Below are 12,323 nucleotides of genomic sequence, written 5' to 3' on the forward strand. Positions count from 1 at the left end.
ACGGGGGTCAGTCCTCCAGTGCCGCGAGGCCGGGGAGCGTCTTGCCCTCAAGATATTCGAGGCTCGCGCCGCCACCGGTCGAGATATGGCCGAATGCCTTCTCGTCGAATCCCAGGATCCGGACGGCGGCGGCGGAGTCGCCACCGCCGACGACGGAGAAGCCCGGGGAGTCGACGAGCGCCTGGGCGACGGCCTTGGTGCCCTCGGCGTAGTCGGGGTGCTCGAAGACGCCCATGGGACCGTTCCAGAAGACGGTCTCCGCGTCGGCGAGCTTCGAGGCGTACAGCCGGCCGGTCTCGGGGCCGATGTCCAGGCCCATCTGTCCGGCCGGAATGGCGTCCGCGGCCACCGTCGTGGGGTGGGCCGGGGCCTTGGTGGCGAGGTCGGGGAACGTGGCCCCGACCCGGACGTCCACGGGGAGCACGAACTCCACCCCGCGCTCGTCGGCCCGGCGCAGATACTCCTGGACCGCCGGGATCTGGTCCTCCTGGAGCAGCGAGGAGCCGGTCTCGTACCCCTGCGCCTTGAGGAAGGTGAAGACCATGCCGCCGCCGACCAGGATGCGGTCGGCCTTCTCCAGGAGATGGTCGATGACCGCGAGCTTGTCGGAGACCTTGGCGCCGCCGAGGACCACGGCGTAGGGCCGCTTGACGTCGTCGGTGAGCTTCCTGAGCACCCCGACCTCGGTGGCGATCAGATAGCCCGCGGCGTGCGGCAGGCGGGCCGGCAGGTCGTAGACGGAGGCGTGCTTGCGGTGCACGGCTCCGAAGCCGTCGCCCACATAGAGGTCGGCCAGCTCGGCGAGCTGGTCGGCGAAGGCGCCGCGCTCGGCGTCGTCCTTCGAGGTCTCGCCCGGGTTGAAGCGGAGGTTCTCCAGGACGGCGACCTGGCCGTCGGAGAGGGCCGCGACCACGGCCTCGGCGGACTCGCCGACCGTGTCGGTCGCGAACGCCACGTCGGCGCCCAGGAGTTCACCGAGGCGCGTGGCGGCGGGGGCGAGCGAGAAGGCGGGGTCCGGGGCGCCCTTGGGGCGGCCCAGATGGGAGGCGACGATCACCCGGGCGCCGGCTTCGGCGAGCCTGGCGACCGTCGGCTGTACGGCCCGGATGCGGCCGTCGTCGGTGATGGTGGTGCCGGCGAGCGGCACGTTGAGGTCGGCGCGGACGAATACGCGCTTTCCGGCGACCCCTTCGGCGAGAAGTTCGTCGATCGTCTTCATCTGCTGCGGGACTCCTTGGGATGTCTGGACAGGCCAACAGGGCTCGAACAGCGCCGCTTGTGCGCCGACCGAGCCCTGTCGCTCATACCGAGATGCCTACCGGCCCTGAACTCAGCGGCTCTGAATCAGAGCTGGTCGCCGACGAAGACGGTCAGGTCGACCAGACGGTTGGAGTAGCCCCACTCGTTGTCGTACCAGCCGATGACCTTGACGTTCTTGCCCTGGACCATGGTCAGGGAGGAGTCGAACGTGCAGGAGGCGGGCCAGTTGACGATGTCCGAGGAGACGATCTGGTCCTCGGTGTAGTCCAGGATGCCCTTGAGCTGGCCCTCGGCGGCCTTCTGGAACGCGGTGTTGACCTCGTCCTTGGTCACCTCGCGCTCCAGCTCGATGACCAGGTCGGTGACGGAGCCCGTCGGGACCGGGACACGCATCGCGATGCCGTCGAGCTTGCCCGCCAGCTCCGGGATCACCAGCGCGGTGGCCTTGGCGGCACCGGTGGTGGTCGGGATGATGTTCTCCGCGGCGGCGCGCGCACGGCGCAGGTCCTTGTGCGGGAAGTCCAGGATGCGCTGGTCGTTGGTGTACGCGTGGACCGTCGTCATCATGCCCTTGACGATGCCGAAGTTCTCCAGAAGAACCTTGGCCATCGGCGCCACACAGTTGGTGGTGCAGGAGGCGTTCGAGATGACGTGGTGGTTGGCCGCGTCGTACTTGTCCTGGTTGACGCCCATCACGATGGTGATGTCCTCGTCCTTGGCCGGAGCCGAGATGAGGACCTTCTTGGCGCCACCCTCGATGTGCTTGGCGGCGTCGGCCTTCTTGGTGAAGATGCCGGTCGACTCGATGACGATGTCGACACCCAGCTCACCCCAGGGGATGTCGGCCGGGTTGCGCTCCGAGAGCACCTTGATGGTGTGGCCGTCGACCGTGATCGTGTCGGCGGTGTGGGTCACCTCGGCCTTGAGGCGGCCCAGGATGGTGTCGTACTTCAGCAGATGCGCCGTGGTCGCGGTGTCACCCAGGTCGTTGACAGCCACGATCTCGATGTCTGCACCCTGCTCCAGCAGCGCGCGGAAGTAGTTACGACCGATGCGGCCAAAGCCGTTGATGCCTACGCGGATCGTCACGAACCGATCTCCTCGTTGGTACGCCGGGTTTCGACGCCGGCGAGTTGTATGGGATGTCCCCGACCGCTTATGACCCTACCCCTCCATGGGCCGCGCGGTGACATCGAGTGGCCCCCGCGGGCCCGCGGCGGCCCGAACCCGTTGATACGGGTTGACGAGCCACCGCGGACCCGGTGCCCAGGGGCTCAGCGCCGCAGGGCGCGCAGCGCCTTGCCGAGCAGCGCCGCGCGCTCCCCGGCGTCCGGGACATGCTCCAGACCGAAACCGAAGAGAACGGTGTTACGCGTAGTGACCGAGGCGTACGAGGTGAACAGCTCCTGGGAGCGCGCCCAGTCCCCCGCCACGACCGGGCTGCCGGCCGGCGCCCCGGGCGTGGTCCAGACACCGAGGGAGGTCTCGAAGCCCTCGGAGTCGCGGTCAGCGCCGCCCACCACGAGCCTCGCGTCGTCCGCGAAGACCCCGCGGCCACCGCTGCCGGGGTCAGTGATGTAGCCGAGCGAGATCTCGGCCTTCTTGCCCGCGTAGGCGCTCAGATCGAAGGAGACCTGACGCCAGCCGTTCGAGCTGCCGGTGAAGCTGTTCCAGGAACCGCTGGTCCCGGTCGCCGCGCAGCCGTCCGCGCCGAGGGTCAGATAGTGGGCGAGGAAGGGATGGCCCTGGAGGAAGAACCCGGCCGCGCACTCGGCGGGGACGGCCGAACTGGTCGCACCGCCGGCCTCGGGAAGGGTGGTCCAGTCCTCGGCCCCCGCGGTGCGTGCCTCCAGGACGGCGTGGTCGTATCCCTGCTCCGTGTTCCAGTTGAGCGCGAAGCGGAGCGCGGGCTTGTCGGCGGCGCTGACACCCGTGAGATCGACGGTGCGGGTGAGCCGGCTCCAGTCGTTGTCCTGGTGGAGGGCCGCCGCCATCCACTGCCCCGCGTAGGGGGCGTACGGGTTGGTGACCCCCGTGTACGAGCCCGACTGGGCGCTCTTGAACTGCGGGAACTCCTTCGGGTCGAGGACGTCGGAGGTGACGTTGTAGGAGCCCGCGGGGTCCAGCGGGTTGCCGGGCAGCCCGGCGAGCGATCCGGCCGCTCCCGCGAGCGATCCGGTACCGGTGAAGCCGGTGGCGCCCGGCACGGTCGTCCGTCCGTAGGCGCCCAGGTAGTACTGGCTGAAGTCGTCGGTCAGGGTCCGTCCGACCTGGGCGTTGCCGCCCGCGCGCCGGCCTGCCTCGACCAGCTTGCCGCCCTCGTTGAGGAAGGCGCGCAGGGCCAGCTGCGTGGGGCCGCCCGGGGCCGCCGCGCCGGTGTAGTGGACCGCGGTGGAGAAGTGACTGAGAACGCCCAGCGGGTGGGGTGCGCCCTGGGTGGCGACATCCCAGACGGCCGCGGTACGGCCGTTGGCGCGCAGGGCGTCGGTGTAGGCGCGCAGTTGCTGCGCGGGCGCGCCCTCCTCGGCGATCACGAGCGTGTCGGCGCGGGGGCGTTCGGCCACGGTGTAGCGGAAGTGCTCGCTGGTGGTGGGCTTTCCGCTCTTCGTCCGTCCGGTGAACCAGACCTCGACCGTGTCACCCGGACGAGCGTCCTCGATCTCGGCGCGGTACTCGTCGAAGTGGAGGTTGTCCTCGCCTCCGTACGTGTCACCGCCCTTCCAGGGCTTCAGGTCCTCGTCGTGCGTACGGCCGCCGTTGACGCGGTAGTTGAGCTCCTTGTCCCGGACCGACTTGCGGGCGGTGACGGAGACCTCCTGGTCGGCGCCGCGCGCGTACGAGGTGGTGAACGGGTCGGGGGTGAAGTCGGGGGCGGCCATTCCGACCGCGGAGGAGGGCTGGTCGGGGTGGGCGGCGGTCTCGGCGACGGAGAGCGCGAAGGGGACGTTCTTGGCGAACTCGTCCTGGATCAGCTTCTCGTCGTCGGGGAAGTTGAAGCCGGACCGGCAGTCCCTGGCCTCCCAGGCGTCATTCGGGTCGAGGGCGGACGCGGTCTGGCAGGTGGTCATCTCCGGGGTGAACATCATCGTTCCGTTGACGTTCGCCGCGTGCCCGTCGGCCTCACCGTTGGTGGTGTACAGCTCGGAGGAGACCTGCGGGTAGTAGCCGGGGACCGCGGGGTTCTCGGGGGTGCCTGCGAGTGCCTTGTAGAGCACGTCGTCGGGTGTCGGGGTGGCGACCTGCCAGCCCACGCCGTAGAGCAGCAGTTCCGCGGCGGAGTGGTAGTTGATGCCGTAGTCGAAGCCGATGCGCTTCTGGAAGCGGTCGATCGCCTGGGTCTCGGGCTCGGAGCCGGGGCCGGCGCCGCGGTAGGTCTCACTCGCGGGCCGGGGCGAGGAGCCCTCGTCGTCGTAGCCCCACTTGTAGGGGAAGTTCCGGTTGAGGTCGACGCCGTCGCCGGCGGCGATCTTTCCGTCGCCGTCCACGTCCCGGAGGTTCTTGCGCCACAGCCGGGCGCTGTCCGAGCTGTGGGTGTAGTCGTAACCGTCGGGGTTGGCCGAGATGACGAACCACAGTTCGGTGGAGTCGACGATCTTGGTGATCCGCTGGTCCTTGCCGTAGTTGTCGACGTAATGGTGCATCAGCCGACGGGTCATCTCGGGAGTGATCCACTCCCTGGCGTGCTGGTTGGACATGTACAGCACGGACGGCTTGGCGCCGTCCTTGGTCGTCCGCGCCCCCTTGCTGAGCTTGAGGGCGAGGATGTCCTGGCCGCCCAGGCTCTTGCCGATGGAGACGACCTTGGCGATCCCGGGGTTGGCCTGCCCGGTCTCGACGATTTCCTCCTGGAGGTTGCCCGCGCCGCTGTACGGGCGGAACACCCCGTCCCCCGCCGCCCGCAGCCGGGCCTCGGCCTTCGCGGGGACCTTCCGTTCGGTGGCCTCGACGCCCTGCTTCGCGAGGGCGCGCGCCTGCGCGTCGGTGAGGAACAGCTCGACATTCGCCGTCCCCTTGTCGGGAGCCCGTTCCGTCAGTTCATGGGCGTCCTGGCCGGCCGCGAGAAGCAGCGGTATCTGCTCCTTGGTGACCTCGGCGTCGAAGACCTTCACCGCGTCCGCGTCCGGTGCCGCCTCGGCTCCCGGCGCGGCTCCGGGCCGTGCCTGGGCGATGGGTGCCGCCGTGATGCCCGCCAGCAGCAGCGCGCCCGCCGCGAGGATCGATCCCGCTCTTCGTCTCATGTGCCCCCCTTGCTGTTGTCTGCCACATCCGTGGACAGACGCCAGGCTCACCACCCTCCATGATCATGTCAAGGGTGTGTCAATGGGCGGCAAAATGCCTGCTGCCGACACCTATTCGGCGCCGGCAGCGGGCAGTTGGGGACAGCGGGCCGGACGAGCCGGTCCGAAGCGGCGTCATCCGCACCCGGGCGGAGGGGACTTCGGACTCACCCGTCCGGCTCAGCCGACGAGGCCGTCGGCCAGATCCTCGCTCAGATTGGACTCCGTACCCGGAATCCCGAGGTCCTGTGCGCGCTTGTCGGCCATGGCCAGCAGCCGCCGGATCCGGCCCGCGACCGCGTCCTTGGTGAGCGGCGGGTCCGCGAGCGCGCCCAGCTCCTCCAGGGAGGCCTGCTTGTGCTCCATCCGCAGCCGGCCCGCGGCGGCGAGATGCTCGGGCACCTCCTCGCCCAGGATCTCCAGCGCGCGCTGCACCCGGGCGCCGGCCGCGACCGCGGCCCGCGCGGAGCGGCGCAGATTCGCGTCGTCGAAGTTGGCGAGGCGGTTGGCCGTGGCGCGGACCTCGCGGCGCATCCGCCGCTCCTCCCACGCCAGCACCGACTCATGGGCACCGAGCCGGGTCAGCAGCGCGCCGATCGCGTCGCCGTCCCGTACGACCACCCGGTCCACCCCGCGCACCTCACGGGCCTTGGCCGCGATCTGGAGCCTGCGGGCGGCACCGACCAGCGCGAGGGCCGCCTCGGGTCCCGGGCACGTCACCTCCAGCGAGGAGGAGCGGCCGGGCTCGGTGAGCGAGCCGTGCGCCAGGAACGCGCCGCGCCAGGCAGCCTCCGCGTCACAGGTGGCACCGGAGACGACCTGCGGGGGCAGTCCGCGGATCGGGCGGCCCCGGCCGTCGACCAGCCCGGTCTGCCTGGCCAGCTGATCACCGCCCGTAATCACCCGTACGACGTAACGGCTGCCGCGGCGCAGTCCGCCCGGGGCCATCACGACGAGCTCGGAGTTGTGCCCGAAGATCTCCAGGATGTCCTTGCGGAGCCGTCGCGCGGCGATGCTGGTGTCCAGCTCCGCCTCGATCACAATGCGGCCGCTCACCAGGTGCAGCCCGCCCGCGAACCGGAGGATCGCCGAGACCTCAGCCTTCCTGCAGCACGTCCGGGTGACGGGGAGGCGGGCGATCTCGTCCTTCACCGCTGGCGTCATCGCCATGGGCCGATCCTTCCATGCATCCGAAAAATACGGTCGTACGCGGCTGCCAACAGCTCCGGATCATGGACCGGGGAACCATCGGGCGCTGCCACCGGCGCCAGCTCGACCGCGGCACCGAACCGCTTGGCGGCATCGGAGAGTGATTCGCGGTCGGGCACGGCGGCCTGGTCGGCCAGCACCGCGTCCAGGGCGAGTTTAGGGGCGTGTCGCCCCAAAACCTCCAAATGACGCTGCGGTGAGAAGCCTTCGGTTTCACCGGGTTGAGGCGCGAGGTTCAGCGAGAGGACCCGGCGTGCCTTCGTCTCGACGAGCGCGTCGAGCAGTTCGGGCACCAGAAGATGCGGAATCACCGAGGAGAACCAGGAGCCGGGGCCGAGCACGACCCAGTCGGCGTCCAGCACCGCGGCGACCGCCTCGGGGACGGCCGGCGGGTCGTGCGGCACCAGATGGACGGACTGCACCTCACCGCGGGTGAGCGCGACGGTGGCCTGGCCGCGCACCGTGTCGATCCGGTCCGGGCGCGCCGGGTCATGGCCCCGTACGAGCGCTTGAAGCTCCAGCGGTACGGCGGACATGGGCAGCACCCGGCCGTGCGCGCCCAGGAGTTTGCCGACCAGATCGAGGGCCTGCACATGGTCGCCCAGCTGCTCCCAGAGGGCGACGATCAGCAGATTGCCCACCGCGTGCTCGTGGAGGTCGCCCTGCGACTGGAAGCGGTGCTGGATCACCCGCGCCCAGGTCTGTCCCCAGTCGTCGTCACCGCAGAGCGCCGCCAGGGCCTTGCGCAGATCGCCGGGTGGCAGGACACCCAGCTCCTCCCTGAGCCGGCCGCTGGAGCCGCCGTCGTCGGCGACGGTGACGACGGCGGTGAGATCGCCGGTGATCCTGCGGAGCGCCGCGAGGGAGGCGGACAGGCCCATTCCGCCGCCGAGCGCGACGACCTTGGGCTGAGCGCCGCGCCCCCGCGCCGACAGCGCGGGGACACCCCTGCGCAGCCGGCGCATGCGGAAGGTGCGTCCGGTCACTCGCGCCCCATGTCCCGGTGGACGACGACGGTCTCGATGCCTTCGGAGGCGAGGCGCGCGCCGAGCCGCTCGGACATGGCGACGGAACGGTGCTTGCCGCCGGTGCAGCCGACTGCGACGGTCACATAGCGCTTGCCCTCGCGGCGGTAGCCCGTGGCGATCAGCTGGAGCAGTTCGGTGTAGCGGTCGAGGAACTCCTTCGCGCCCGGCTGGTTGAAGACATACGCGGACACCTCCTCGTTGAGTCCGGTGAAGGGCCGCAGCTCGGGGACCCAGTGCGGGTTGGGCAGGAAGCGGCAGTCCACCACCAGGTCGGCGTCGACCGGCAGACCGTACTTGTAGCCGAACGACATGACGGTGGCCCGCAGCTCCGGCTTCTCGTCCCCGGCGAACTGGGCGTCCATCTTGGCGCGCAGCTCATGGACGTTGAGACTGGAGGTGTCGATCACCAGATCCGCGTCACCGCGCAGCTCGCGCAGCAACTCCCGCTCGGCCTCGATGCCGTCGACGATCCGGCCGTCGCCCTGGAGCGGGTGCGGACGGCGTACGGATTCGAAGCGGCGCACCAGCGCCTCGTCGGAGGACTCCAGGAAGACGACCCGCCGGGTCACCTGCTTGGCGTCGAGGTCGGCGAGCGATTCGCGGAGGTTGTCGAAGAACCGCCGCCCGCGTACGTCGACCACCACCGCGATCCGCGCCACATTGCCCTGCGAGCGGGCACCGAGCTCCACCATGGTGGGGATCAGCGCGGGCGGCAGATTGTCCACCACGAACCAGCCGAGGTCCTCCAGACACTTGGCCGCGGTGCTGCGGCCGGCGCCCGACATACCGGAGATGATCACCAGTTCGGGGATGGCCGCCTCGACGGCGTCACCCGTCTCGTTTGTGATGCCCGTACTCACGTGCCCTGCTCCGTCCCGGTCGTGCTCAGTCATGCGTGCTGCCCCCGTCGTCTTCCATGATCTCTCCTGTCGCCGTGTTCACGGCGGGTGCCGCCGGGGCCGCCTTGGCGAAGGCCACGACGACGGACTCGGCCGTTTTGCGACCCACGCCCGGAACCTCACAGATCTGGTCGATTGTCGCCTGCCGCAGCTTCTTCACCGAGCCGAAATGCTTGATCAGCGACTGTTTCCGGGACTCGCCGAGGCCGGGCACATCGTCCAGTGGGCTGGACCTGACGCGCTTGGCCCGCTTGGCCCGCTGGTACGTGATGGCGAAGCGGTGCGCCTCGTCCCGTACGCGCTGGAGCAGATAGAGCCCCTCGCTGGAGCGGGGCAGGACCACCGGGTCGCTCTCGCCCGGCACCCAGACCTCTTCGAGGCGCTTGGCGAGACCGCAGACGGCGACATCGTCGATGCCCAGCTCGTCCAGGGCCCGCTGGGCCGCCGCGACCTGCGGCTGTCCGCCGTCGACGACCACCAGCTGGGGCGGGTAGGCGAAGCGCTTGGGGCGGCCGTCGTCCTCACGGCCGGGCTGTCCCAGCCGCTCCAGCGGGCCCGACCCGTCCGAGTGCGCCCCGGACTCCTCGGGCTCCCCGGACTCGTCGGACTCCTCGGACCGATCCTGCCGCTCCGGTTGCTCCGGCCACTCCCCGGTCCGCTCCTTCTCCTGGAGATAGCGCCGGAAGCGCCGCCCGATGACCTCGTGCATCGACCGGACGTCGTCCTGGCCCTCGAACCCCTTGATCTGGAACCGGCGGTATTCACCCTTACGGGCGAGGCCGTCCTCGAAGACCACCATGGACGCCACGACATCGTCACCCTGGAGATGGGAGATGTCGTAGCACTCGATGCGCAGCGGCGCGCTGTCCAGACCAAGGGCCTCGGCGATCTCCTCCAGGGCCCGGGAGCGGGTGGTGAGATCGCTGGCGCGCTTGGTCTTGTGCAGGACCAGCGACTGCTGGGCATTGCGCCCGACCGTCGCCATCAGGTCCTTCTTGTCACCGCGCTGCGGAATCCGCAGCGAGACCTGGGACCCGCGGCGCTCGCTGAGCCACTGGGCGACGGCCTCCGCGTCCTCCGGCAGGGCGGGGACGAGCACTTCCTTGGGGACGGCGTCGCCGCTCTCCTCCCCGTACAGCTGCTGGAGCGCGTGCTCGACGAGCCCCGCCGTCTCCACGGCCTCGACCTTGTCGGTGACCCAGCCGCGCTGTCCCCGCACCCGGCCGCCGCGGACATGGAAGATCTGTACGGCGGCCTCCAGCTCGTCCTCGGCCACCGCGATGAGGTCCGCGTCCGTGGCGTCGGCGAGCACGACCGCGTTCTTCTCCATCGCGCGGCGGAGCGCGCCTATGTCGTCCCGCAGCCGGCCCGCCTTCTCGTACTCCATCTCCTCGGCGGCCTCCGTCATCCGCTGCTCGAGCCGGCGGATGTACGTGCCGGTGCGGCCGGCCATGAAGTCGCAGAACTCCTCGGCCAGTTCACGGTGTTCCTCGGGGGTGACCCGGCCGACGCAGGGCGCCGAGCACTTGCCGATGTAACCGAGGAGACAGGGGCGGCCGGTCCGCGCGGCGTTCTTGAACACCCCGGCGGAGCACGTCCGTACGGGAAAGACACGGAGCATCAGATCGACGGTCTCGCGGATGGCCCAGGCGTGTCCGTAGGGACCGAAGTAGCGCACGCCCTTCTTCTTGGCGCCGCGCATCACCTGGACCCGGGGGAACTCCTCGTTCAGCGTGACGGCGAGGAACGGATAGCTCTTGTCGTCGCGGTACTTGACGTTGAAGCGGGGGTCGTACTCCTTGATCCAGGAGTACTCCAGTTGAAGCGCCTCGACCTCGGTGGAGACGACGGTCCACTCGACGGACGCGGCGGTGGTGACCATGGTTCGGGTACGCGGGTGCAGACCCGCGAGATCCTGGAAGTAGTTGGCGAGCCGCTGCCGCAGGCTCTTCGCCTTCCCGACATAGATCACCCGCCGGTGGTCGTCACGGAACCTGTAGACCCCCGGCGAGTCGGGGATCTGTCCCGGCTTGGGGCGGTAGCTGGAGGGGTCGGCCATGCCGTCCACCCTACTGTCGGGGACCGACAGCAGGGCCCGGCCGGGGTACCCCCCGGGACCGTCAGGCCCGGGGCCCCGCGATGAGCTTGCCGCCCTCCGCCGTGACCGGGACCTCGGGCAGTGACGCGGTCGCCGGTCCCTGTATGGCCTTGCCGGTGGTGACATCGAACTTGCTGCCGTGGCACGGGCAGTCACCCACCGTGCCCTCCAGCTTCTCCAGGAGACAGCCCGCGTGGGTGCACTGCGCGCTGAACGCCTTGTACTCCCCCTTCGCGGGGCAGCTCACCACCAGCCGCTGGTCCCGGTAGAGCTTCGCGCCGCCGACCGGCACATCCGCCGCCGCGCCGAGGTCGACGGGTGCGGTGGGGGTGGGGTTCTCGGCGTGGCCCAGCTTCGATCCGGTGGAGCAGGCCGCCACCCCCAGCCCGGCCGCACCGGCGAGCGCGGCGCCCTTCAGCACGGTGCGGCGAGGGGCGGACGGGCCGGCCATGATGGCTCCACTGGGTCGGAGGTCGGTGACATACGCGACGATACCGGGGCCGTTCCGGCGGCCCTTCAGCGGCTGTCTTCTCGGCGGCGGGCGCCCGTGCGGCGCCCGCCCCCGAGGAACGCCCCGACCGCCGTCCGGAAGCCCTCCGGGTCCTCGGTCCAGGGCAGGTGTCCGGCGCCCGCCAGCGTCGTCCTCGTCACGTCGGGGAGCGCGCTCTCCAGCGAATCCACGGACCACCGGGGCCGGATGTCGTCCTCCCCGTCCACGATCAGTACGGGGACCCGCAGGGCGGCGCACCGCTCCCGGAGCCCGCGGGTGGCCTCGGGCCGTCGCAGCTCCGCGCCGATGGTGGCGTTGCAGGCGTGGTTGACGCCGAACCACGGGGTCGCCATGGCCTCGGCGTGCGCGAGGGCGCGGTCGCGATCGGTGAAGTCCACCGACCACTGGAGGATCGCGTACTCCCGGTCCTGCGCGTCCGTACGGCCGTCGCCGAGGCCGCGCAGTTCCTCCCAGTGTTCCCGGTGGTCCCGGCGCTCACCGAGCCTACGGAGGAACGCCTCCTTGTACGCCGGATGCCAGGTGGAGTCGGCGTCGATGCCGGTGCCCGCGACATAGATCAGCCCGCTGACCCGGGCGGGATGCGCCAGTGCGTACGCGAGGGCCAGCCGCGCGCCCCAGGAGTGGCCGAGCAGCGTGACCCGGTCCAGCCCGAAGTGGCGCCGGACGGCGTCGAGATCGGCCACGGAGCGGTCGGTGCTGTACGGCCCCGAGCGCTGGGAGCGGCCGCAGCCCCGCTGGTCCCAGCGGTACGCCGGGGTGCCGGGGAGCAGCGCGGCCGGCTCCTCCAGGGTGTCCCAGAGGCCCGGCCCGCCATGGCAGAGGATCACCGGCTCTCCGGCGCCGCCGCCCGTGCGGGATGCGCCACCGCCCGTGCGGGTGGCCCAGAGCCGTACCCCGTCGTCCGTCGGAACCGTCTCGTCCCTGTCGCCCGTCACGGCTGTCTCGTCCATCCCAGGATTGTGCCGAGTCCGGGAGGGACGGGACAGCCGCTTGACGAGGCGGAGCCGGTGCGGGAGACGCGCGCCTGTGCGGGAGACGCGC

9 protein-coding genes are annotated in these 12,323 nt (G+C 70.6%); all 9 read right to left on the minus strand.

What is annotated here, in order from left to right; translation table 11 throughout:
- Nucleotides 1-7: 7 nt before the first annotated feature.
- Nucleotides 8-1,219 (minus strand): phosphoglycerate kinase, encoded by a 1,212-nt coding sequence (gene pgk / locus M1203_RS17450; protein ID WP_249950651.1) that lies wholly within the window; start codon nucleotides 1,217-1,219, stop codon nucleotides 8-10.
- Between the two features lie 125 nt (nucleotides 1,220-1,344).
- Nucleotides 1,345-2,349, minus strand: coding sequence for a type I glyceraldehyde-3-phosphate dehydrogenase (gap, locus tag M1203_RS17455; protein ID WP_249950652.1), 1,005 nt, complete (start codon nucleotides 2,347-2,349; stop codon nucleotides 1,345-1,347).
- Nucleotides 2,350-2,534: 185 nt separating this feature from the next.
- Complete coding sequence (locus M1203_RS17460; RefSeq protein ID WP_249950653.1) at nucleotides 2,535-5,498, minus strand: M14 family metallopeptidase; 2,964 nt, start codon at nucleotides 5,496-5,498, stop codon at nucleotides 2,535-2,537.
- A 219-nt stretch (nucleotides 5,499-5,717) separates the two neighbouring features.
- Entirely contained in the window at nucleotides 5,718-6,707 is a 990-nt protein-coding gene (whiA, locus tag M1203_RS17465) for a DNA-binding protein WhiA (protein WP_030353658.1), read from the minus strand.
- Entirely contained in the window at nucleotides 6,698-7,732 is a 1,035-nt protein-coding gene (gene yvcK / locus M1203_RS17470; RefSeq protein ID WP_249950654.1) for a uridine diphosphate-N-acetylglucosamine-binding protein YvcK, read from the minus strand. Before yvcK ends, whiA begins: the two co-directional genes overlap by 10 nt.
- Nucleotides 7,729-8,667, minus strand: coding sequence for an RNase adapter RapZ (gene rapZ, locus M1203_RS17475; RefSeq protein WP_249950655.1), 939 nt, complete (start codon nucleotides 8,665-8,667; stop codon nucleotides 7,729-7,731). Before rapZ ends, yvcK begins: the two co-directional genes overlap by 4 nt.
- Nucleotides 8,660-10,732 (minus strand): excinuclease ABC subunit UvrC, encoded by a 2,073-nt coding sequence (uvrC, locus tag M1203_RS17480; protein WP_249950656.1) that lies wholly within the window; start codon nucleotides 10,730-10,732, stop codon nucleotides 8,660-8,662. Before uvrC ends, rapZ begins: the two co-directional genes overlap by 8 nt.
- Before the next feature lie 61 nt (nucleotides 10,733-10,793).
- A complete protein-coding gene (locus M1203_RS17485) occupies nucleotides 10,794-11,222 on the minus strand; it encodes a Rieske (2Fe-2S) protein (protein ID WP_249950657.1) in 429 nt (142 codons plus the stop codon).
- A 65-nt stretch (nucleotides 11,223-11,287) separates the two neighbouring features.
- Nucleotides 11,288-12,232, minus strand: coding sequence for an alpha/beta fold hydrolase (locus M1203_RS17490; RefSeq protein ID WP_249950658.1), 945 nt, complete (start codon nucleotides 12,230-12,232; stop codon nucleotides 11,288-11,290).
- Between the last annotated feature and the right edge of the window lie 91 nt (nucleotides 12,233-12,323).

This window comes from Streptomyces sp. 35G-GA-8 (assembly GCF_023534745.1).
GTDB lineage: Bacteria > Actinomycetota > Actinomycetes > Streptomycetales > Streptomycetaceae > Streptomyces.